Consider the following 20,484-nt stretch of genomic DNA (forward strand, 5'->3'; position numbering starts at 1 on the left):
ATACGTTGACATGTATATACGTTTTAGTGTATATTTTAACCATGAACACATCAGCGATGCAATTAACCCTTCTCACGATAGCCGAGCCAAACCGCTTTAATATCGTGGAGCTGTTAAAGAAAGGACCGCGCTCAGTAAGCGATATTGTTCAGGCATTGAACATAGGCCAGCCTCAAGTATCCCGTCATTTGCGTATTATGAGCGATGCCGGACTGGTATATGTGGAGCGCAAGGCCCAACAGCGAATCTATAGCTTGGAGGCGCAGCCCTTTCAAGAGCTCGATGCCTGGTTCGATTCGTTCAGTCGTTTGTGGGAAGACCGTCTCGACAAATTGGATGACCTGCTAAGTGAAATTAAAAGAGAGGAGCAGGAATAACCGTAATAAATAGCAATGCGATTCTTTGAATGCACTGCTAATTGGAGAATCGTAAGCGCCGATTAACTTCCTCGAATAGAAGATGACAAGGATGGATCGATATGAGAAAACAAGTGAAAATAACGAAAAATCGGGATCGCCGTGAACTCGTCGTTGAACGCGTCATGACGGCATCAACCAAGAATGTCTGGCAATGCTGGACCAAGCCGGCCTATCTTGAGCGCTGGTGGGGACCACGGAACTGGACCGCTACCATTTACGAAATGGATGTAAGGCCCGGTGGGGTCTGGCGCTATAGTCTGGCCTCGAACGACGGTACAGGTGAGGTAGCTCGCTGTGTAGCTACCTATAATGAAGTGATTGAACCGGCAAGGCTCGTCTTCACCGACACATTCGCAGACATGAACTGGAATGTTGTTGAAGGCAGCGACATGCATACGACCGTAACTTTTGAAGAAGCAGACGCAGGTACCAGACTCACAATTACTACTCTATTCGCCAGTGTCGAGGATCTGGAGAATGCCGAAGCGATGGGTATGATTGAGGGCTTCGAGGATACCTTAGCTCGCCTGGAAGATATTCTAAGTACGACTCATTAATGAACCTGCTAGGAGGATATCTATGTTAACCGTTATTTCGAAAGATGGAACTCAAATCGCTTATGAAAAGATAGGATCCGGCCCTGCAATCATTGTGGTTGCTGCAGCAGCTGCGGACCACAACGATGCCACTCCGCTCGCACAACAGCTGGCCCAATCCTTCACGGTCTACAATTACGACCGCCGAGGGCGAGGTAACAGCACCGATAATTCATCCACGTATACGGTGGACCGAGAGATTGAGGACATTGAAGCTTTAATTCATGTGATTGGTGAGACTCCCAGCCTATTCGGAAGTTCTGCCGGTGCCGTACTAGCCTTGGAAGCGGCCGATAAGCTTGATAACCGTATTGCCAAGCTTGCTCTATATGAGCCTCCTTTCATTATTAATGACGGCCGCGCCCCTGTACCAGCCGATTACATACAGAACCTGAACAAGCTCGTCCATGACGGCAACCGCAGCGATGCAGTGGAATACTTCATGACAGCAGCGATCGGCGTTCCGGCTGAGTTTCTCGATTATATGAAGGCAGATCCATCTTGGGGGAACATGGAAGGCATGGCACACACCCTCGCTTACGATGGCCTAATTATGGGCGACACTCAATCTGGCAAGCCGCTCCCTACCGACCGTTGGCATGTTCATGTTCCTACTCTGGTCATGACAGGCGAGAACAGCGAGCCATTCATTCAGAGTGCTGCCAAGGCTTTAGTGGAGCTGTTACCCCACGGTGAATACCGGGCGCTCCCGGGTCAAGATCACTCAGCAGTCATGATGGCCCCTGATGTCCTCGCGGGTGCAATCACCGAATTTATTCAGCCTTAGTCAACGATTCACAAATTCGAATGAACAATATATAGTTCTGAGAGGAGAATTCCAATGAAGGACGAGAACGTACAAGCTCAAGAGCACCAACAACAACTACCGACGCCAAATTCTGATCTCAAAGCGCTAGACCGCTTAGTTGGTACTTGGGAGGTCAGCGGTGGCGCAGAAGGAACCGTAACCTATGAGTGGATGGAAGGCGGATTCTTCTTGATCCAGCGTGTCGACCTAAAGCAATTCGGCCAAGACGTGAAAGGTATTGAACTCATCGGGCATTTGCAGCCTTTTGGTGAACAGCCTAGCCAGGACATTATGTCCCGCTATTATGATAGTGTTGGTAACACGTTTGATTACGTCTACGAAATGGATGGAGACATCCTGATGATCTGGGCTGGAGCTAAGGGCTCACCTGCCTACTTCAAGGGATCCTTCAGCGCAGACGGCAATACCAATCGTGGTTCTTGGGTCTACCCCGGCGGTGGCGGTTATGAATCAACCATGATCAGAATGACATAATGATGAGCAGACCTTATATCGAAATCCGCGGCACACGGGATAACAATCTGAAGGATATCAATCTGCGTATTCCTAAAGGTGAAATTCGACGATAATAAAAAACAGTCGCAGAGTACCGGGGGTCATGCCGGTGCCCTGCGACTGTTTGGCGCGTATCGATTCGAGTAACTTAGTTCATTGGGCTTCCTCGTCGGCCGAGGGACCGTATATGCCCGGCACCGGAATATCGAGAAGCCGCAAATATACCCCGAGCTGCGCCCGGTGGTGGACCATGTGGCTTAATCCGAAGGTGCGGAGCGCGATCGCCCGCGGCTCGCGGAGGATGATATGGTCGCCGTGTCGCAGCGTCCATTCCTCCCCGAGCGTTTTCTCATCACATTCGGCGAGCAGCTTTTCAAACTTGCCGACGTTCGCGTCGAATTCCTCCAGAAGGTCAGCGCGTTTCTCCAATGGCTCCCGCCGCAGCGGCACGGTCGAAAGATCGAACTCCGGGTACTGAAAAATCGCGATTTGCCAGTTCAGCAGGTTGGTCAGGTGCGTGGCCAGCCCTCCGAGCGTCATCGATTTCTCGTGCGGCTTCCACGACATATGCTCCTCGGGCAAGCGTTCCAGAATTCGGCGCGTAGTGGCCAGTTCATGCGTTGCATCGCCGACGATCAGTTGTTTGACCATAAATTCCTCTCCTCTCTTATGGTTAAGCATACTATAAATTCCGGTCGAGCGGAAAGCTCTTCCACGTCGTTTAACTTCGTTCGTTCGGAATGTACCGACGGTACAGCTTTAACTCCAAGGGAGCCTGCGACAACTGCCAAGGTGCTGGCGTCATCTTCTACATCAACCTCGCTCTTCTGAACGACGCCAATCTGCCTTGGGACGTCTGTGAAGGCAAGCGTTTCAAGGAAGTAGTCCAGGCTGCCGAGCATATCGGCAGCCTGGACTGAAGTCGTTGCGGAAGATGTGATTATGAATGCTAATGAACAAACGAACTCATAGTCACACTTTCTGCATGCCTCCATCAACCATATTGGTATTCATTCTTTGTATTCCAGCATTCTCATCAACAAGGTTACCGCTTCGGCTCGTGTCGTAGGCTCCTGCGGTGCGAACAGATTGCCAGGGCGTCCCGTAACCAGGCCGGCTTTGAAGGCTGCTGCAACATAGGGCTTCGCCCACTAAGCAGCCGCACATTGAAAGACTTGCTTCTCCAGTTCTTCTTCAACTCTCTCCTCACATCGCTCATTTGGTCGTTTGATGACGCTCACTGCTTTCTGTAGACGGCTTCCATCCTTAATTCCTGCCAAGGTCTGGTGAAATCTGCTGTCTTTGAGAACAAGCTTGAACTGTCCGCCGTATTCTTGACCTGCGGTTGTACCAGCCGTTATCACCCTCCCAATTGATGTCATCGAGGCAGCCTATGTAACAGCGCCAGCTGTGAAGCCAAGCTAATGTCTGGTCTCACCTGCAATACGGTGAACATCTACCTGTCTACCGTAGTGATTGTATGCCTGTCACCGGTGTTTGATCATAAGAAAAATCGTTGAGATCCCGTGAAGCATTACTGCGACCGGCCTTCCTTTAACATGGTAACCGCCTTATCGATCCGTCTTTGCCTCGTCTCCGCTGTCTTCGCTTCCTCAATCGAGAGGACCAATCGCCGCCTGTTGCTGTAAAAGACCAGCGAAGCCATAAACGCCCTGTGATTTCAGCTGAAACCGAAACGGCTGCTTCCGGTCATCCTCCTTCCGCCATTCGTAAAAGCCATCGCTTACAACAAGAATACGATTGCGCTTCAGTAAATGGCGAAACGCTGGTTTCTTCTCAATCCCTTCGGCACGTGCATTAATTGTTTTATATCCAATCTTCGTATCTTTGCTCCAAAACGGTATCAGCCCCCAGCGATAAGCTTCCAGGATCCGCTTACCTTCCCGTTCGACTACGCAAGGGACCAACTGTGTCGGCGCTACATTATACCGTTTGGCATACTCCATGTTCATTTCATCCACGGCGAAGGCATTCAAAATCGATCCCTGCTGTGATTGTAAATCGACCACACATGATCCATCCCTCCTACTCTTCCTACTTACCCGACAGCCAAGCTTTAAACACGCGATTGGCAAAACATAACCAACATAAAAAGTAGTAGGCGCAGTTAAGATTAGGATAACGGGCAGAATAACGGAGAATAGCATTGATCTAATATCCTGAGACGGCAGCCTCGTTGAGCTAACGGGCAGGATACTTTCAATAAATTACCACATAGACTTTTAAAAGGATTTTCTATTATCAAATCGAATTAGGAAAAACAAATTGGATTTAAGAGAGGGACGAGTTAGAAAAAACTTTTAGTAATCATCGTCGTCATTTGTATTTTTATCTCGCCGTTTTTTATATCAAAGAAACAACATTATATTGGCACCGACTTGCACCATATTGGAAGGTCACTTATAAATAGCAAAACTCTAAAAAAGCGTCCATTTAGAATGAGTCACTGGGGGACATCTTCATGAATGTAGTCCAAGATCTTATAGACGGCCTGCAAGATCCATCCATAGTTCGCTTTGAAGTGTTAAGCAAGGGTTTCTCTTCAGCCCAAAAATATATCAGGAAGATCAAGCCTGTGACACAAGAAAGAAGCTGCATATTCCATTGGATTTTCCGGCTTATTGACTGCATCAGATGCCACTAAATAATAATCATGAACTGCGGTTGCTGAGTTCTCCCCTATTTCCTCCATCCGACCGACCAACGTTAATACATGTAGACGATCAGGCGATCAAGAAGATTTCCTAGTGCCACCTAGGATCACCGCTTTTCAAAGTGCACTTCAGGATATTGTTTTGGTGGTCCATCAAGCAGTTTTGATGGTAGATCCTTTAGGTACTTATCAAAGAACGCCAATGTGTAAGAATCAATAATATTGTTTGCCCGATCTCCATCGATTGGTCCGGTTAGGCCTGCCCACGACATCAGTGGTGAGAAAAGTGGCGCATCGGAAAAGTTTACGTGAAAAGTGCCAGGTATTAAAACTAAGTAACCGTCTTTCGGCAGTTTCTTGTAAACCGATCTCATAGTTATTTGAGTTTTATCTATATCCTCTTTCGACCACCCTTCCATCTTCATCCACTTAGCTTCACGACTGATAAACATGGTTGGTTGCTTTAAACCAGAACGAACCACATTGGCAGGCATATGAACATCCATTGCTATGAAGGCACGCAAACGAGGTTCTAAGTAACTGGCTTCGGCACCTACATGACCACCCATTGAAGGTCCAAACATACCAACGTGCTTAAGATCCAATCGTCCAGTCAGGATTCCTCTCGGATCAGATTGGTTTAAGGCTGTGAGTTGATCAAGTGAAAAAATAACGTCTTTAGCGAGATAGGGTATAACAATGTTATCAAAGAATTCGCGATCAGCTGGTATACCACTCTGAGGCCCGGGAAGAAGGCGAGAGTCGAGGGGTATCAAACGACCATCAGGAAATACTACTCCGCTAGAGGAGTAAGGATGATCGATGGAAGCCACAATGTAGCCATGTGACGCCAACTCCTCAAACATATGGGTGCTTTCTTGACGAAAACCTCCACGTCCAGCTGAGAAAATTAGCACTGGATATTTAGACTCATCTGTCGACACAGTTGCAGAAGGAATAGCATGAGTTTGAACGTATTTAAATTGCTCAAAGATAAACCCCGGAAAACCTAACATGTGGGCAAGTGATGCTAGGGAGTCCGTCTCCTGAATGTAGGGAGCGTACGGCGATGATAGATTTCCTTTGGCTGGATACCAAATCTGTACCATGATCTCACGACGATCATTGGGATCATCTGTGAAAATCTCCGGGCGAGTTTTATCTACCCAATGATAGGTCAATGTACCGATTTGGTTAGGTCCTGACGGTTGTGGTAAGTGGAATACAGGAAAAAGAATCGGTAGAGCGGAAGAAACTATCAGTCCCAGTGCTCCTAGACCAATAGTAAAACCGAAAGCAAGTCGCCTAATCATACTTGTTCCACCAAGTATAGGCTTTCGCACAATATTTTTAGCTAGCCAGGCCACGAAGAGTATCCCACTCATGATATAAGCTGGGATCATCCCCCAGCGCGAACCCTCCACCAGTACCTGAACACCGGCTATTGGCAGCAGGACGAGAGCCAAATATCGTACCCACTTTATTGACCGTTGCAATGGGATTACCAAGGCAAAAAAAGCCAGTAAATTGGAAAACAGTAGTATTATTTCAATAAGTCTCATCACATCACCCCATACTGGTTACTAACCAAAAAAATTTTTGCTAATAGATCTGTAATATCAAGTTGGATGAAAGAAAAGTAAAATGGAGATTCGTTACGAAAAAAGCTTCCTTCAGGCTTATCGAACCAGGGCAAACGCATTAGGCTTTGAAAACGAGAGCTAAGATTTTCAATAAATGCGTATCGTTCCAGTTGGCTTAATAATATTCCAAGCTTATACACAACTAAGCGGCTTATCCCCATTCTGGGAAGGAAACAAATAATCCGAATCCAATAGTGTAACGGCAATACTTTGGGATTTCGTTTTTTAGCCAAAATGCGCCAGGTGTTTCCAGTCTTTTTCTCCCGCACCTTGAGATGCGTAGCCGACTTCACATCCCACACACACAGCGGCAAAATGTCACTGATCCTAAGGCCCGAATTTACCCCCATAAAAAATAAAAAATAGTGGAATATAATTGGTCAGTTTTCATGTTTTCCAAGATGACAAACACCCGCTTGCTTCCTGTCACTCACACCAAAATGGTTTCCCGCCCACCCTTCTGAAATATCTTATGTCGAGCAAAATTCTTATTACTGGACACCCAGAGTGGTTATTTCTCCAGCATAGCTGACACCAGCAATCGAGAAAACCGTTCCCATTGTTAGGTCAGCTTCTGCGACGGGAGCGGACTAGAATCAGACAAGCGAGAACCACGCCAATTAGCCCCAACACTATGGCTACGATGGACCCAGCTTGCCCGTAGCCAGTGCCGAAAAAACCAGTGGCGTCGAAAAGATGCCGCCCACCGACATAGATGCTGAACACAGCTATCACGATGGCTACGATGGCCCAGTTTCGTCCGTTGCCGTTGCCGAAAAGACCGATGGAACGGGCCAGAGCCACCCCACTGATGACTACGCTGATCAGCCCTATTACCACGACCACGATTGCCTTGAGTTGTTCGATGGTCATTTCATCACCACCGCCAACCATTTCAGCAGAAGCAATCGTTGGTATCAGTAGAATTGTACAAAGTATTCCGAATGAAACTAGTTTCATTTTCATATGCTCATTCCTCCTCTTTATTGTTTTTACAAACTGAATCTATATCAGCTTTCACTTTACACAACAAATGTCGAAAACTTATGCAGATTTTCCTCTGTTTACGTGGATTTCTTTAAAGTGATGGGAGAGTAGTGAAAAATCGATGTTGAAATCTGTTATTCATTCAATACGTTGTGTGGGCCTTCTAAGAAATAAATTTAAAACGGCTGGTTAAATATGCTCAGTGGCACTTCGTTGATCGCGCGAAATATGAGTGGTATGTAAAGCGTTTTTTATTTTTTATCAAAAAAGGTTATCTGGGTTTGGATTAACCAGATAACCTTTTACCTAAGGATAAATTCAGCCCATTTAGGTCAGCCAGCACGGCGGGAGCGGATCAGAGTGATACCGGCAAGAACTATGCTAATGATCCCCGTCACGAAGGCGATGACAGCCGCAGCTCTTCCGTCGCCAGTGCCGAAATCACCAGGGAACATGGTCATATGAATTAAAGCATAGACAATGACGATCAGCGCCACCACTACGGATATGATGGCCCCGTTTCGCCCACCATTGCCAATACGACGGATGGAGCGGGATAGAGACAGCCCAGCAAAGATTGCGTTCATCAGCCCCACAAACGCGTCTACCGTGGACCAGATTCGCCCGGTCGTCATTACATATCCGACTTTGTTTTCAGCAAAGGCAATCGTCGGCACAAGTAAAAATGTACAAAGGATTACAAATGAAACGAGTTTTATTTTCATGCCTACCCTTCCTTTCACGATCAGTTTACAATTGTTCGTAGATTGGATAATGATTTGGCTGTCTGAATCATTTTGCTTAGAGCAGAACCTACTCCAAACATTAAAACACAACTGGTAATTCAATTAATCCACGCATCACAAAAGTTGGACGCCATTTCAACGTTTCAGCATCTGTATTCAGACGAAGATTGGGCATTCTGCGCAGTAAAGTGAGAAGGGCAATCTGACCTTCCAGTCGTGCTAGTGGAGCACCCAGACAGTAGTGAATTCCCATACCGAAGGCAAGATGACAGTTGTTCTTTCTAGTAATATCAAATAGATCCGGATTTTTAAACTGTGTCTCATCACGGTTAGCGGAAGCTAAAGCCACTACAATCATATCTCCTTTACGTATCATCTTCTCATGTAACAGAACATCTTCACCTGCCCATCGACTAGTCGCTAACTCTACAGGTCCGTAGAAACGTAATATTTCTTCAATCGCAGATGAGATAAGTTCAGGATTACTTTTGAGCTTTTCCAATTGTTCTGGATGCTGCAACAAAGCTAATACACCATTTCCAATCAAATTAACCGTCGTTTCATATCCAGCAATAATGAGCAAAAAAATCATTGAATACAATTCATTTTCTGTAAGTTTTTTTCCCTCAGTCTCAGCTTGAATCAAAGCACTAACAAGGTCTTCAGTTGGATCTTTTCGCCGCTCTTCAATCAGATGACCAATGTATTTAATTAAAGACTGAATCTTTGGGAGAGCCTCCTGCATTTTCTCGGGGATGTCAATAGTAATAGCCTCAATTATTACGTTAGACCATTCTCGGAACTGATCACGGTCTTTTGTAGGAATTCCCAACATTTCAAAAATCACAATGATAGGTAAAGGGAAAGCAAACTCATCAATTACATTCATTTTCCCTTTGTCTTGAATCTCATCTAGTAACGTGTCAGTGATCTCTTGAATTCGACCACGCAATTCCTTGATCATTTTTGGCGTGAAAGCTTTTTGAACTAAGTTACGCAAGCGGGTATGATCTGGGGGATCAGAGAGCGCCATATTGTTAATGAGTAAATCCCTTTCCAGCATGGGAATCAATTTGTTCATTTGTTCTTGGCTCAACAGTGTATGTGGATTCTTAATAAACCGATTGTCTTTTAATGCTGCCTGTGCATCTTCGTATTGTGTAATGAGCCAAGCAATTTGACCGTTAGGAAGCATGAAACGATAAACGGGCTCATTTTCCCTGAGTCTTGTGTAAAAAGAATAGGCTTTACCTTTAAATTCAGAAGAAAACAAATCGAGTAGAGGTGCTTTATGATTCGAAATTGACATGGTTCGATCTCCCTTTCATGTTTATTCTGTACACACACGCGTTAACAAACATCCTGCACTACATCTTCCGCGTCTTCTGCAGAGCCTGTCAACTGATAAGCCAGTGTAAACAGCAGCGCTCTGTTAAGTTATACTTGCATCGTCCGTTTTGGGTCGCTGTGCTGTGGACGGTGCACCATAGTGAGACTTGGCGCTTTAGCGCCATAGCGAAACTCGTACACTTTGTGTGAAAAACTCGCTTCGCTCAGAAACAAGTTTCGCCACGCTTACCACCGAACATCGCCTCGTCACTCTGTTCATTCGCCATATTTGGTTTATGAAATGGCTTGTATTTCGGTTCAGCTAGTGCGATATCGGGAGGCGAACCAAGCCATTCCAGAGAGGACGATCGTGATGATCGACAGTATGACGACAAAGGCGGCACCACCTCGCCCGTTACCGGAACCAATATCGCCGGTAGTGTAAACAAAATGCGGCCCAGCGATAAAAAAGGAAATCAATGCCAACGCGATGGCCACGAGGGTCGCAATTCTCCAATTACCTTTGCCAGAACGATCAGAGGCACGGGCCAAAGACAACCAAGCGATACCCACACTGCCCAACCCCATCACCACGGTCACGAGGATCTTGATTCGTGCGGGAGTAAAACCGTAGACTTGTTCAGCTGAGTCAGCTGAGGCAATCGTCGGCACAAGTAAAAATGTACAAAGGATTACAAATGAAACGAGTTTTATTTTCATGCCTACCCTTCCTTTCACGACCAGTTTACAAACTAACTGCACGTTCTTAAGAGAAACAGAAAAAATATTCGAATTATTTGTCACGAAGAGAGCGGAACCAAGCCATTCCAGCGAGCACCAAGCCGATCAGCCCAATCACAATCGCTATGATCGCTCCAGCACGCCCGTTGCCAGCACCAAAACCAGCAGGCGTAACGGCTAGATGAAACATGGAGAGAAGCACACAAAACAGACTCAACACGATGGACAGAACAGGCCATTGACCAGTGGCAAAACGATTGGTTGGACGGGCAAGAGCAATCCCAGCAACAACCGCGCTGCTTAGCCCAATCAACCCAGCCGCGAAAGTCAAGAGCCGCCCAGGGGTGATACTACCATAACCAACACCAGTCCCTTCAGCAAAGGCAATCGTCGGCACAAGTAAAAATGTACAAAGGATTATGAATGAAACGAGTTTTATTTTCACGATGATTTCTCTCCTTTCACATCCAGTTTACACAACAAATGTCGAGAACTTATGCAGATCTTCCTCTCTTTGCGTGGATTTCTTTAAGGACCTACCAAATCACGGTATAATTTCGGTAAGCGATATAACTCTCGTCAAAGCAGACTAAAGGGAAAGATGTGATGGGAATGGAACCGAAATTGTTGCTTGTGGAGGACGAACCGGGCATGCTGGAGGAGATGCAGACCTATTTGCATCGTGAAGGGTTCCGGGTATTGACTGCCTGTACCGGCAAGGAAGCGCTCATGATTGCCCGGTCTGAACGGCCTGATCTCGTCGTGCTTGATTGGATGCTCCCGGAGAAAAGCGGACTCGACGTATGCCGCGAAATAAGGCAAACCTCGCATTGCGGCATTATTATGGTCACGGCACGATCGGATGAATCGGATAAAATTGTCGGTCTGGAAATCGGCGCGGATGATTATTTGACGAAGCCGTTCAGCTTGCGCGAGCTCGCTTCGCGCATCCGAGCTTTACTTCGCCGCTTACGCGGGCCTGAAGATAGGTCGATGTTCTTGGAAAGAGACAACTTGATCATTTCCGAGGCTAAATGTCAGGTATTCAAAGACGGTCAGGAAATCCAATTAACACCTACCGAATTCAAAATTTTGTTGATACTGGCTGGTCATCCCGGCATTGTCTTTAGCCGTTTGCAATTGTTAAAGGCTGCTTTGGAGGATGAGTACATGGGATACGAAAGGACGATGGATTCCCATATCCGAAACCTTCGCCACAAACTGGAAGACGATCCTGCCCATCCTCGATATATTCAAACGGTATATGGTTTCGGTTATCGCTTCGGTGAACATTCATGAAGATGACGGTGCGGATGAAAATATTTGCCTATATGGGACTGATCGTGCTCATTGTAAGTTTCACTTTCTCTCTGACAACGCAAGTCTACATGAGCAACTTGATCGATCAATTTCAAAGGGAACAAATCGATGCTGACAATTTGCGTGCCACGCCCGCAGAGCAAGTCGAAATCTTTAAAGCTTATTTCCTTGACCATACGCGGCTGAATACGCTGCTCTCCGTCACGAACGGCGTGCGTTTGTTCTTTTTTGTTGTGCTCGGGTTGTTCTTCAGTTTTTGGATCTCAGGGGTGCTAACCCGCCCGCTCAAAAAGCTGATAGCCGCCATCGAGCGTGTGGCGCAGGGAGACCTGAGCGTCAAAGTTCCTATAGACACAAAAGATGAATATGGGAAAGTTGCCCAAACGTTCAATGATATGACGTTTCGTCTGCATGAAGCCGAAGAAGCCCGCAGACGATTGGTGGCCGATGTTGCTCACGAGCTTCGCACGCCGCTGTCCGTTATGCAGCTTAAACTGGAAAATTATCAGCAGGCCGGTCATCATGTCCAGCCGGAAATGCTGCTTCGACTTCACGATGAGGTAATTCGGCTCAGCCAGCTTGTGGACGAACTTCATGTATTGTCGCTCGCCGAAGCGGGCCGGTTATCGCTCGATCGCAAACCGCTCGATCTGACGGTACACCTAGAACGAATCGTGGACGACGTGAAATACGAAGCGGAAGAAAACGGATTGGAAATTCGCCTCTATACGATTTCAAAGCCGGTTACCGTGATGGCCGATGCGAAACGGATCACGCAGGTTTTCATTAATTTGCTGATCAATGCGATTCGTTACACGCCTCGTGGAGGGAAGATTACGGTTGAAATCGAAGACCGGGTCGTTGATCGGAATGCGTTCTTTGCACGTGTCTCGGTGATTGATACCGGCATCGGAATACCTGCGGAAAGGTTGCCCCACCTATTCGATCGATTTTACCGCGTAGACGAAGCGCGCTCGCGGCATACAGGCGGTACGGGGCTCGGATTATCCATCGTCCATCATTTTGTAAGAGCCCATGGCGGTTTCATCCGCGTTGCGAGTCAGCCTGATGAAGGTACTATATTTACCGTATATCTACCTAAAGGCAATGGGATTTAAAAAAATTGACAACTCCGGCGCAGAAACATGCAGGACTTCCTCTTTATGATTGCCCCTGGGATCCGGAAGGAAAATAGATAGAATATAGAGAAATACTAAAGGGATATATTCAATATTTGGGAGTGGCGATTACAGAAACAAATAACTCTTACGGTTTAGAGGACATTCAGAATATATAGGCTGTTAAATTTTGCTCGTATTCGGGGAGGATATTTATTGAAATACTTTTATGGAATATTGGTGGTTTTGGGAGTTGTGTTGCCATATTCGCAATTTCTTCCTTGGATCATACAGAATGGTCTTGATCCGTCTCAATTAATAGGAGAAATAACCCAAACGCGAATTGGATCATTTGCATGGATGGATGTTTTAGTTTCAGCAATTGTACTTATCGGGTTCATTCTCTTTGAAGGCAAAAGAAGTGGTATGAGGTTTTTATGGTTACCGATTGTCGGTACGCTTGTAGTAGGTGTCTCATTAGGCTTTCCTTTATTTTTATTACTTCGTGAAATACACATGGAGAGGAAATTACAAGGCTGAACTAAGCAAATTTGTTAAACTAAAGGAGAACGTTAGCTTTCCTGTGAAACTGGAACTTATGGCACTGGATGTTCTCAAGCAGCATTTTATAAAAAAGTAAGATGTATTATTGATCTAACGGAGGATGAATAATGACATACGGAATTGTAGCTTATCAAGAAAAAGATCATGATAGATTAGTGGATATTTGGCATAAGGCTGTTGTTCATACCCATACATTTCTGACGGAAAAGGATATTCAGTTTTAACATGACATGGTTAAAAATGGAGCTCTAAAAGAAGGAGAGATTTGGGTGGAATTTAATGAAGATGCAGAACCGATAGGATTTATCGGGCGTAACGGAACCATGATAGAGATGCTATTCGTAGACCCCAAATACCACGGGAAAGGTATAGGTAGCAGATTAATTAATCACGCTATAAAAATAAAAGGAAGGAATCTTCAAGTTGATGTTAATGAGCAAAATGATGGAGCGTACGCATTTTACAAAAGGCTTGGATTTGTACAGGTTGGACGATCAGAACTGGACAACTCAGGTCAACCATTTCCTCTACTTCACTTGGAGTTAAAAAGTTAAGCTAAAGGGTACTATAGTTGAACGAAACTAGGAGCAGTTTGCCGCGGCAGCTGCTCCTTGGTTTAGACTTTCAAGTCCTAGTCCGCCGCTGATTGGCCCTGCTCCATCCAGTCCGGACCGGTGTAATCGAACTTTCCGGCGACAAGCAATCAAGTCATAGATTTAAGAAAATAAATCCGCTAAAGTTGAAAGTTTTTCTCTACGTTCTCTTTCCTTTTTTTCGCACAACTCCCAAACAACTTGTATTGCTGGGTGTAAATCCTTTTTGGGGCTTCTATCATAAAGACGCATATAGCAATCAACGTCCTCTCTTAACCCAGCTGCAATAGCATACGCTTCTTGCTCCTCTTTGACTCCTGTTAACATCTTGTCAAAAAGCCCCATAGCGGCCCATCGATTTAGCTTTACAGCTGCATATAGTGTGCTCAGGATAGCGTGTCTCTTGATATCAGGTAATGAAGCATAATTGTATACACCTATCATCTTTTGGGCTACTGTCTCAGCAAACTCAAACGTGTATCCAGTAATTTGTTCATTAATCGCCAGCCGGTATTTATTAAGCAATGGCAAAAATTCAGTAGCTAGGCTACTGGAAAAGGCGAAAACTAACCTGTCAGGAATTTTGTGAAAGTATTTGATTACATCGTCATTATCTTCCAAGCTTAAAACTAATTGAATAATTTTATTCGCATTCTCTTGATCATACTGATCTCTTTTTAGATTCTCGTTTGCAATATGCAGAAGTTCTTCATAATATCCTTCCTTGTTTCGATAAGGCTAATTTCATCTTGTTCGACAACTCCTTATCGATATCGGTATGAAGACCTGTTCTTGGTGAAATCCGGAAAAGCTACAGGCTTGCCATGTGCTTCTACCGATTGAACGGAGAGCGGGAACACACAGCTCATCGCTACCGAATCATAGACGTCAATCTCCGGGCGCCGGTCTTCGAGTATGGCTGAAGCGAATTCTTCTATTACAAAATAATCCCCGTTAAATCCTGCCTCTTCGGCTTTTTCCTTATCCTTTTTCCACGATGGATGTTCGAATTCAGATGCATAATCCCACAGTGATGTCCACTCCACTAAGCCGGTATATGATTTCTCAGGCGAACGATCATCAAGCCAGACAAGCGGGTTCTCCGCCGAGCTGCGAGCCGAGAGAAAAGCGCCCTTAGTACCTTGCAGTCCATAGTGGGCATAATTAAACGGTCTAGCCGAAGAAAAGTCGTTGCGCAAATAGATAACCGCACCTTGCTTCGTGCGAATTAACGTTAAGGATGAATCGCCCTGCTTCCAATATTCAGGCTTAGCCCCCGGATGCTCTGTTCCGAATATCTCGCCGAAATAACCGCTTTGGGAAGAAGGCTTCGACACGAACGTGGTCATGTAATCAAAGGCATCGCCGCGGTGAATGCCCAGCCACTGCGCTACCGGCCCAAGCGAATGGGTCGGGTAGTTATTGCCGTTATAGTCCTTCAGCATTTGGCCTCTCCATGTCAAGCTGCCATCCGCTGTATGCGTTGCGCTCCTCAGATCGTGAATATAGCCGCATTCCGCATGGGTAAGATCTCCGAACACCTGTTGATCGGTCATATTCTTAATCATCATGTTCTGGCGGAAGTAGCAGAAATTCTCCGTCATCATATAAATCTTACCTGTCTGCTCGGCCGTCTCGACAAGCTCCCAACAGTCCTCCAGCGTATGGGCAGCGGCTACCTCGCATAGAACATGCTTGCCGGCCTTCATGGCCTGTACGGCTTGCTGGGCATGAAGCATCATCGGGGTTGCTAGAAACACGGCATCAATCGAATCATCCTCCAGTACGTGATTGAAGTCGTGAACGGTCTTTATCTCCGGGTATTTATCCTTCCATCTCTTCAAGACCTCATCATTCAGATCACATATAGCGGCAAGCTCGATCTTCCCTTCAAGAAATTCGATCGATTTCGTATACATAGAACCACGATTTCCCCCAATAACAGCCAAGCGCACACTTTTACTAGTCGTCATACTGTATAGCCAGCTCCCTTCGCTTCCGAATTATTATCCCTTCAAGCTATGTTTACTATAGAATGAATCCGTTATAATACATATGGAATTCATTCCGTCCTTCTTGGTAAAATATTCAGATGCAAGGGGAGGTTAGAATGCAAGAAGAGCTCCAGACGGGGATTCTCGTATCCTCATTCGGAGAACTCGGTGAAGCATGGACCCATCTCCATATTAAGGATGATTTTAACCGTTTGTATTTCATGGTTGACGGACGATGCTCAATCAGCGTGGACGGCTTAAGCCTCACTCCTGCCTCCGGACAATTAATTTTGCTGCCCGCAGGAGCCGAGATTTCGGCTACTTCCTATAACGGAGAGAACTTTGCCAAGTACTTCTGCCATTTTACCGCCACGATCGGCGGCAGCCGTCTCTTCGATTTGCTGCATACTGCGCCAGTGATTGAGGTTGAGGACACACTGCTGCTTGCAGAACAATTCCAGGAGCTGAACCGCTGTTTCTCAGGCGAGGGAATCACTTCAATCCTGCGCGCCAAGACGGTACTGAACCAGCTGCTATGTTACTTTATTGAGAAGAATCCTTCGGTCTCTCTTCATGATTCCGGTCACCCCTCCATACAAAGCATGACTCGTGTGCTGGAATATATCGATCACCACTTAGCTGACAAATTGTCGGTTGAGGAATTAGCTAGACTGGTCCATTTTCATCCTCATTATTTCATTCAAGTGTTTCGAACGATGATGGGGTATTCACCCATGCAATATATTGCGAAGCTGCGATTCGAGAGAGCGTCGACCCTGCTCCTGTCCACGAAGCTGAATATCAATGAAATTGCCGAATATGTCGGGATTCATCCGGAGTACTTCACGAAGTTTTTCAAACATCATGGCGGTGTAAGTCCAACAGAATATCGAAATCAATCCAAAGCTGCTATAGAGTGAAAAGGGTTTATTGTTAGGGATGAATCTCCTATGAAACTGCTCTTACAGAAGAAGTATGAGATGCTATCGAAGGTGTAAATGGTGAAAAACGAGGTTGTTAATGACATTAATCATCGGACAATCGTCAGAGATCGCTGCTTATGGTGATTAACGAAGAAACGAATTTAATAGATTGATTGACTAAGAAAAATGTAAAAGGGCGGCACGATCCCCGCCCTTCCTCAGCTAACTCCATATATTAACAATAGGTATACCGTTCTCCAGCCTGTTCCTGCTTTCGGCGATCCAATCCTTGAACCATTGATTATCTGAATGGCTGAATGATTCATCGCCATCATAATTCCGATGAGCTCCAATATAAACAATCAGCTCTCTAAGTTGAAGGAACAGCGGCAGTTGTTTCAACCAATCATCATCCAGCGTATTCTCCGAACGGTAGCCCTCCATGAATGGCTTCATGAATCGTTGTGCTTGTTCTTCGCGGAGTGCTCTTCCATCCTCATCACCATACACATAAACAAGATAATACAGCTGAATCGCGATATCCTCAACAAACCAGCTATACTGCGCTTCATCAAAATCAAAGAGAGTGATATCCCCCTGCTCATTAATGAAGAAATTCCCGACCCCCATATCTCCGTGAATGAGTCCGTAATCATCTTCTTTATGTGATAAATTATTAATCTCATTAACTAATTGCAAATAGCGTTCCTTTATGCGTAGTTGTGAGTCTGGCAGAAAATCAATGTTTTGCAAGTAATAATTGTCTGTCCATTCCTGTCTTCTGACCGAAGCATCCTCAGGTTGATACAGCTTGGATAGAGCATGGATCTTCCCTGTCATCCGTCCTAGCTTCTCATAGAGTACAACGTCTTCTAGACATTCGGGATAGCTTATCTTTCTACCCTCAGCTTTCTCGAAAGACACTACAGTAAAATACATCCCTGACGCTTCGATTACTTCAGTCATAACCCCATTCAGGGAACAGATCGGGATGGACACCGACATTCCGTTACGAGCCAAGTAGAGGATCCAATCCAGTTCAGCTTGGACAATGTTAACGGTTCGATGAGAGCTTGGGGTGAATCTTAAGATATAAGACTTACCCTGAAGTTGATATTCGTATACGAAGTTCTGAAATCCCCCAATATAGTTCAGTTCCTTCATGTTAACACCATATTGGGCCGCTGCCAGTTCTACTAGCCGGTCATTGAAAATCTCTATAATCGATTTTTCCATAGGAATAAGTCCTCCTCATCCATGTCTATGAATCTTAATCCTGTAATTACCTCATACTATTGAAGCATAGGCCTGGTGACATACGAACCCTCTTTTCTTCTACGAAAATAAACTCTCACAATCATATTGAAATAGGTAAATGTAGTCAATACAGCACCTTCTCCTATTGGCTATACTGACGGGTATCGTTTTGTTATAGCCGTTCTTCTCCTGATGAGTCGTGATAAAATCCAACTAACGCTGTTATCATCAACATGAAGCTATGCCTGGTCTTGCTGTCGGGATCATCAACGATTATCGAATGTTATATGCCAAGGGGTTTGGCAGGAACATTATGACAGATCAGGAATGCCGGATGAAGATGATTATGAAAGGGATCGGCCCCGATTAGCTTGGTGAGATACGTGAGAAGTATTCACATCATCGCGAAAGTATCAGGGTTGAGTTTTGAGCATATATGAGGGAGCATATTATAGAACCGGCATCGATGCGAGGCAGTTCGTTTCTCAAGCATGAGGCAGATTGTCATTTGGCAGCACCTCATGTTCTCGGTGTGGAGAACGGTTATGGATGCTCTGTTAGCGATGTATTCCCCTATAATCGTGCTCATGGCCCCAGCTCCACGTTATACGCAAATACCGAAGATATGTGCCGCTATGCTATAGCTCAATTGAATAGAGGTTCAACTCCTGAAGACTAAGCGCGAACAGTTACGATGTAGAGATCATGCCGCGCGACGTAAGTAGTCTCTACCTTCTTTTAGCGGAATCAGGAGAGTCCTTTCTTGCTATACCTCTATAAAATAATATCCAAAAGCATTTACGATCTCTGTGTTCTTATAGCGGTGTATTCGCTGGTTTCTTCCATAGTTCAAGTGCTGATGCCCGTGCAGCAAATATTTAGGATTATACTGGTTCATGAATGTAGAGAAACATTCAAATCCTCTATGGCATAAATCTTCCCCATCTCCAAGCTTATACACTGGGGCATGAGTGACAAGAATATCTACACCTTTGCTAAGCAATAGCTTCGGCTTGAGTTTCGTTATGCGCCATCTCATTTGCCGTTCTGTATATTGATAATCACCTGGGCTATACCGGAAGCTGCCGCCAAGCCCCAATATACGAACTCCTTTGAACGTAACGATCCTGTCTTCAATACTATCGCATCCTTCAGGAGGATTGACTTTGTAGTCCGTATCGTGGTTTCCATGTACATACAATAGTGGTGCATGAATCATGCTCACCAGAAATGATAAATAAGCTGCCTTAAGATCCCCACAAGAAATGATTAATCGGACATCCTTGAACTTTTCAGGATCAAAATGGTCCCAAATGAATTTGGATTCCTCATCGGAGACAACCAATATTTTCATTCGATCTCCTCCGGTTCGACTTCGGCTGGATAATCAATTGTAAGTAAATCAACTTTCTTATGAATGTCATTATATTCGTATGTAGAGAAATAAATCCGATCAACTTCAATCAAATTCCAGAGATTGAAATCTTTAATTGTAATTTCAAATGAAACTGCATCTTTGTCGTACCGTTATGAATTGATTCCCGTCGTCCTTGGTTTCTTTACTAATTATTTGAATATACGAAGTAGCGGAAGTTGGTCCACTACACGAAGTCATGGAAAGTACGAGTGCGATTAACACACATAAGCGCAAGATAAGGCTCACAATCTCACCTCGAATATTTTAATCAATAGCATCGTTCGAGGGTCTGTCAATAATTTTGTGTAAACTCTTTTTCAAGGATTCCCCCGAGGGGGAAATCCATCTTAACGTAGATGCTGTCCAACCCGATCTGGGAAGAAAACGGAGAGTTGGAGGAGCATCTGACCCCAGTTTTGGACACGGCCTGTCCATTTGCGAATGACGTCCATCGTGGAAAGATAGAGCATTTTAAGAAGGGCTTCATCGGAAGGAAATATACTTTTGCCCTTCGTCACTTTACGCAGCTGGCGATGATAGCTCTCAATGATGTTCGTTGTGTAGATGAGCTTACGGATCTCAGGCGGGTACTTAAAGAAGGTCGCCAGCTCGTCCCAATTATTGCGCCAGGAACGAACGATGAGGGGATATTTCGTGCCCCAGATTTCTTCGAAGCGATCGAGCTCTGCGAGGGCGGCTTCTTCGGTTGAGTATCATACATATACCTGTATGGGTATTATTATAATAGGTGATGCTTTACCTTTTGTCAACCATTGTCCTCCAGACTTTCCTCAGTATTCCTCACGGAAGTGACTTAATTTGAATTTCACAGTATAAAC

General features: G+C 45.3%; 24 protein-coding genes and 4 pseudogenes. 10 read left to right on the forward strand and 18 right to left on the reverse strand.

Features of this window, described 5'->3' with window-relative positions:
* The first annotated feature begins 41 nt into the window (after positions 1 to 41).
* The 4 genes from NNL21_RS00925 to NNL21_RS00940 all read left to right on the forward strand — a co-directional run bounded on the left by NNL21_RS00925 (position 42) and on the right by NNL21_RS00940 (position 2,318).
* Positions 42 to 377, forward strand: coding sequence for an ArsR/SmtB family transcription factor (locus NNL21_RS00925; protein ID WP_204815532.1), 336 nt, complete (start codon positions 42 to 44; stop codon positions 375 to 377).
* Positions 378 to 478: 101 nt separating this feature from the next.
* Positions 479 to 976 carry an SRPBCC family protein gene (locus NNL21_RS00930; protein ID WP_204815533.1) on the forward strand — a complete coding sequence of 166 codons (498 nt, stop codon included), beginning with the start codon at positions 479 to 481 and terminating at the stop codon, positions 974 to 976.
* 22 nt (positions 977 to 998) lie between these two features.
* Positions 999 to 1,802 carry an alpha/beta fold hydrolase gene (locus tag NNL21_RS00935; RefSeq protein WP_204815534.1) on the forward strand — a complete coding sequence of 268 codons (804 nt, stop codon included), beginning with the start codon at positions 999 to 1,001 and terminating at the stop codon, positions 1,800 to 1,802.
* A gap of 54 nt (positions 1,803 to 1,856) precedes the next feature.
* Complete coding sequence (locus NNL21_RS00940; RefSeq protein WP_204815535.1) at positions 1,857 to 2,318, forward strand: hypothetical protein; 462 nt, start codon at positions 1,857 to 1,859, stop codon at positions 2,316 to 2,318.
* A 174-nt stretch (positions 2,319 to 2,492) separates the two neighbouring features.
* On the opposite strand, the gene NNL21_RS00945 is transcribed toward NNL21_RS00940, so the two are convergent.
* On the reverse strand, positions 2,493 to 2,990 hold the full coding sequence (locus NNL21_RS00945) for a DinB family protein (RefSeq protein WP_204815536.1): 498 nt from the start codon (positions 2,988 to 2,990) through the stop codon (positions 2,493 to 2,495).
* Positions 2,991 to 3,079: 89 nt separating this feature from the next.
* Here NNL21_RS00945 and NNL21_RS00950 point away from each other — a divergent pair, with 89 nt between their 5' ends.
* A complete protein-coding gene (locus NNL21_RS00950) occupies positions 3,080 to 3,259 on the forward strand; it encodes a hypothetical protein (RefSeq protein ID WP_204815537.1) in 180 nt (59 codons plus the stop codon).
* Positions 3,260 to 3,349: 90 nt separating this feature from the next.
* Here NNL21_RS00950 and NNL21_RS00955 read toward each other — a convergent pair.
* The 12 genes and pseudogenes from NNL21_RS00955 to NNL21_RS01010 form a co-directional block, all read right to left on the reverse strand.
* Positions 3,350 to 3,478: pseudogene (locus NNL21_RS00955) on the reverse strand (S-layer homology domain-containing protein); the annotation flags it as partial.
* A 12-nt stretch (positions 3,479 to 3,490) separates the two neighbouring features.
* The gene (locus NNL21_RS00960; protein ID WP_256554993.1) at positions 3,491 to 3,703 is read right to left on the reverse strand and encodes a hypothetical protein; all 213 of its coding nucleotides are present in this window, start codon (positions 3,701 to 3,703) and stop codon (positions 3,491 to 3,493) included.
* Between the two features lie 170 nt (positions 3,704 to 3,873).
* The gene (locus NNL21_RS00965; RefSeq protein WP_256554994.1) at positions 3,874 to 4,005 is read right to left on the reverse strand and encodes a YdeI/OmpD-associated family protein; all 132 of its coding nucleotides are present in this window, start codon (positions 4,003 to 4,005) and stop codon (positions 3,874 to 3,876) included.
* Entirely contained in the window at positions 3,953 to 4,369 is a 417-nt protein-coding gene (locus NNL21_RS00970; RefSeq protein ID WP_204815538.1) for an SOS response-associated peptidase, read from the reverse strand. The genes NNL21_RS00965 and NNL21_RS00970 overlap by 53 nt, the downstream gene beginning before the upstream one ends.
* A gap of 751 nt (positions 4,370 to 5,120) precedes the next feature.
* A complete protein-coding gene (locus NNL21_RS00975; RefSeq protein WP_204815539.1) occupies positions 5,121 to 6,575 on the reverse strand; it encodes an alpha/beta hydrolase family protein in 1,455 nt (484 codons plus the stop codon).
* Positions 6,576 to 6,889: 314 nt separating this feature from the next.
* Positions 6,890 to 7,024: pseudogene (locus tag NNL21_RS00980) on the reverse strand (site-specific integrase); the annotation flags it as partial.
* A 199-nt stretch (positions 7,025 to 7,223) separates the two neighbouring features.
* Positions 7,224 to 7,622, reverse strand: a complete 399-nt coding sequence (locus tag NNL21_RS00985; protein ID WP_204815540.1) for a DUF6223 family protein — start codon at positions 7,620 to 7,622, stop codon at positions 7,224 to 7,226.
* Positions 7,623 to 7,975: 353 nt separating this feature from the next.
* Positions 7,976 to 8,368 (reverse strand): DUF6223 family protein, encoded by a 393-nt coding sequence (locus tag NNL21_RS00990; protein WP_204815541.1) that lies wholly within the window; start codon positions 8,366 to 8,368, stop codon positions 7,976 to 7,978.
* A gap of 100 nt (positions 8,369 to 8,468) precedes the next feature.
* Positions 8,469 to 9,698, reverse strand: coding sequence for a cytochrome P450 family protein (locus NNL21_RS00995; protein WP_204815542.1), 1,230 nt, complete (start codon positions 9,696 to 9,698; stop codon positions 8,469 to 8,471).
* A 41-nt stretch (positions 9,699 to 9,739) separates the two neighbouring features.
* A complete protein-coding gene (locus NNL21_RS01000) occupies positions 9,740 to 9,814 on the reverse strand; it encodes a sigma factor (protein ID WP_309145309.1) in 75 nt (24 codons plus the stop codon).
* Positions 9,815 to 10,036: 222 nt separating this feature from the next.
* Positions 10,037 to 10,438: a DUF6223 family protein gene (locus NNL21_RS01005; RefSeq protein WP_204815543.1), complete on the reverse strand. Its 402-nt coding sequence runs from the start codon at positions 10,436 to 10,438 to the stop codon at positions 10,037 to 10,039.
* Positions 10,439 to 10,511: 73 nt separating this feature from the next.
* Positions 10,512 to 10,904, reverse strand: coding sequence for a DUF6223 family protein (locus tag NNL21_RS01010; RefSeq protein WP_204815544.1), 393 nt, complete (start codon positions 10,902 to 10,904; stop codon positions 10,512 to 10,514).
* 167 nt (positions 10,905 to 11,071) lie between these two features.
* Here NNL21_RS01010 and NNL21_RS01015 point away from each other — a divergent pair, with 167 nt between their 5' ends.
* From NNL21_RS01015 to NNL21_RS01030, 4 genes and pseudogenes are all read left to right on the forward strand, one after another.
* A complete protein-coding gene (locus NNL21_RS01015) occupies positions 11,072 to 11,758 on the forward strand; it encodes a response regulator transcription factor (RefSeq protein ID WP_204815545.1) in 687 nt (228 codons plus the stop codon).
* Positions 11,755 to 12,897 (forward strand): sensor histidine kinase, encoded by a 1,143-nt coding sequence (locus tag NNL21_RS01020; protein ID WP_204815546.1) that lies wholly within the window; start codon positions 11,755 to 11,757, stop codon positions 12,895 to 12,897. The genes NNL21_RS01015 and NNL21_RS01020 overlap by 4 nt, the downstream gene beginning before the upstream one ends.
* Positions 12,898 to 13,113: 216 nt before the next feature.
* Complete coding sequence (locus NNL21_RS01025; RefSeq protein ID WP_204815547.1) at positions 13,114 to 13,437, forward strand: DUF2834 domain-containing protein; 324 nt, start codon at positions 13,114 to 13,116, stop codon at positions 13,435 to 13,437.
* Between the two features lie 131 nt (positions 13,438 to 13,568).
* Positions 13,569 to 14,015: pseudogene (locus NNL21_RS01030) on the forward strand (acetyltransferase).
* Positions 14,016 to 14,177: 162 nt separating this feature from the next.
* Here the strand turns inward: NNL21_RS01030 and NNL21_RS01035 are convergent.
* Together NNL21_RS01035 and NNL21_RS01040 are read right to left on the reverse strand one after the other, a co-directional pair.
* Positions 14,178 to 14,675 (reverse strand): hypothetical protein, encoded by a 498-nt coding sequence (locus tag NNL21_RS01035; protein WP_204815548.1) that lies wholly within the window; start codon positions 14,673 to 14,675, stop codon positions 14,178 to 14,180.
* Between the two features lie 143 nt (positions 14,676 to 14,818).
* The gene (locus NNL21_RS01040; protein WP_256554995.1) at positions 14,819 to 16,027 is read right to left on the reverse strand and encodes a Gfo/Idh/MocA family protein; all 1,209 of its coding nucleotides are present in this window, start codon (positions 16,025 to 16,027) and stop codon (positions 14,819 to 14,821) included.
* Positions 16,028 to 16,164: 137 nt separating this feature from the next.
* On the opposite strand from NNL21_RS01040, the gene NNL21_RS01045 reads away from it, so the two are divergent.
* Positions 16,165 to 16,968 carry an AraC family transcriptional regulator gene (locus tag NNL21_RS01045; protein WP_204815550.1) on the forward strand — a complete coding sequence of 268 codons (804 nt, stop codon included), beginning with the start codon at positions 16,165 to 16,167 and terminating at the stop codon, positions 16,966 to 16,968.
* A gap of 225 nt (positions 16,969 to 17,193) precedes the next feature.
* Here the strand turns inward: NNL21_RS01045 and NNL21_RS01050 are convergent, their stop codons facing one another.
* The 3 genes and pseudogenes from NNL21_RS01050 to NNL21_RS01060 all read right to left on the reverse strand — a co-directional run.
* On the reverse strand, positions 17,194 to 18,207 hold the full coding sequence (locus NNL21_RS01050) for a phosphotransferase enzyme family protein (RefSeq protein ID WP_204815551.1): 1,014 nt from the start codon (positions 18,205 to 18,207) through the stop codon (positions 17,194 to 17,196).
* A 787-nt stretch (positions 18,208 to 18,994) separates the two neighbouring features.
* Positions 18,995 to 19,582 carry a metallophosphoesterase family protein gene (locus NNL21_RS01055; protein WP_204815552.1) on the reverse strand — a complete coding sequence of 196 codons (588 nt, stop codon included), beginning with the start codon at positions 19,580 to 19,582 and terminating at the stop codon, positions 18,995 to 18,997.
* A 410-nt stretch (positions 19,583 to 19,992) separates the two neighbouring features.
* A pseudogene (locus NNL21_RS01060) lies at positions 19,993 to 20,352 on the reverse strand (transposase); the annotation flags it as partial.
* Between the last annotated feature and the right edge of the window lie 132 nt (positions 20,353 to 20,484).

It is taken from the genome of Paenibacillus mendelii (assembly GCF_024498075.1).
Classification (GTDB): Bacteria; Bacillota; Bacilli; order Paenibacillales; family Paenibacillaceae; genus Paenibacillus_Z; species Paenibacillus_Z mendelii.

What these genes read in the sequence shown, in the direction of transcription:
- NNL21_RS00935 (WP_204815534.1), top strand. Translation starts at nt 999, where the DNA reads ATGTTAACCGTTATTTCGAAAGATGGAACTCAAATCGCTTATGAAAAG.
- NNL21_RS00940 (WP_204815535.1), top strand. Translation starts at nt 1,857, where the DNA reads ATGAAGGACGAGAACGTACAAGCTCAAGAGCACCAACAACAACTACCG.
- NNL21_RS00930 (WP_204815533.1), top strand. Translation starts at nt 479, where the DNA reads ATGAGAAAACAAGTGAAAATAACGAAAAATCGGGATCGCCGTGAACTC.
- NNL21_RS01045 (WP_204815550.1), top strand. Translation starts at nt 16,165, where the DNA reads ATGCAAGAAGAGCTCCAGACGGGGATTCTCGTATCCTCATTCGGAGAA.
- NNL21_RS01020 (WP_204815546.1), top strand. Translation starts at nt 11,755, where the DNA reads ATGAAGATGACGGTGCGGATGAAAATATTTGCCTATATGGGACTGATC.
- NNL21_RS00950 (WP_204815537.1), top strand. Translation starts at nt 3,080, where the DNA reads ATGTACCGACGGTACAGCTTTAACTCCAAGGGAGCCTGCGACAACTGC.
- NNL21_RS01005 (WP_204815543.1), bottom strand. Translation starts at nt 10,438, where the DNA reads ATGAAAATAAAACTCGTTTCATTTGTAATCCTTTGTACATTTTTACTT.
- NNL21_RS01015 (WP_204815545.1), top strand. Translation starts at nt 11,072, where the DNA reads ATGGAACCGAAATTGTTGCTTGTGGAGGACGAACCGGGCATGCTGGAG.
- NNL21_RS00925 (WP_204815532.1), top strand. Translation starts at nt 42, where the DNA reads ATGAACACATCAGCGATGCAATTAACCCTTCTCACGATAGCCGAGCCA.
- NNL21_RS00990 (WP_204815541.1), bottom strand. Translation starts at nt 8,368, where the DNA reads ATGAAAATAAAACTCGTTTCATTTGTAATCCTTTGTACATTTTTACTT.
- NNL21_RS00965 (WP_256554994.1), bottom strand. Translation starts at nt 4,005, where the DNA reads ATGGCTTCGCTGGTCTTTTACAGCAACAGGCGGCGATTGGTCCTCTCG.
- NNL21_RS01040 (WP_256554995.1), bottom strand. Translation starts at nt 16,027, where the DNA reads ATGACGACTAGTAAAAGTGTGCGCTTGGCTGTTATTGGGGGAAATCGT.
- NNL21_RS01055 (WP_204815552.1), bottom strand. Translation starts at nt 19,582, where the DNA reads ATGAAAATATTGGTTGTCTCCGATGAGGAATCCAAATTCATTTGGGAC.
- NNL21_RS00995 (WP_204815542.1), bottom strand. Translation starts at nt 9,698, where the DNA reads ATGTCAATTTCGAATCATAAAGCACCTCTACTCGATTTGTTTTCTTCT.
- NNL21_RS00945 (WP_204815536.1), bottom strand. Translation starts at nt 2,990, where the DNA reads ATGGTCAAACAACTGATCGTCGGCGATGCAACGCATGAACTGGCCACT.
- NNL21_RS01050 (WP_204815551.1), bottom strand. Translation starts at nt 18,207, where the DNA reads ATGGAAAAATCGATTATAGAGATTTTCAATGACCGGCTAGTAGAACTG.
- NNL21_RS00975 (WP_204815539.1), bottom strand. Translation starts at nt 6,575, where the DNA reads ATGAGACTTATTGAAATAATACTACTGTTTTCCAATTTACTGGCTTTT.
- NNL21_RS00985 (WP_204815540.1), bottom strand. Translation starts at nt 7,622, where the DNA reads ATGAAAATGAAACTAGTTTCATTCGGAATACTTTGTACAATTCTACTG.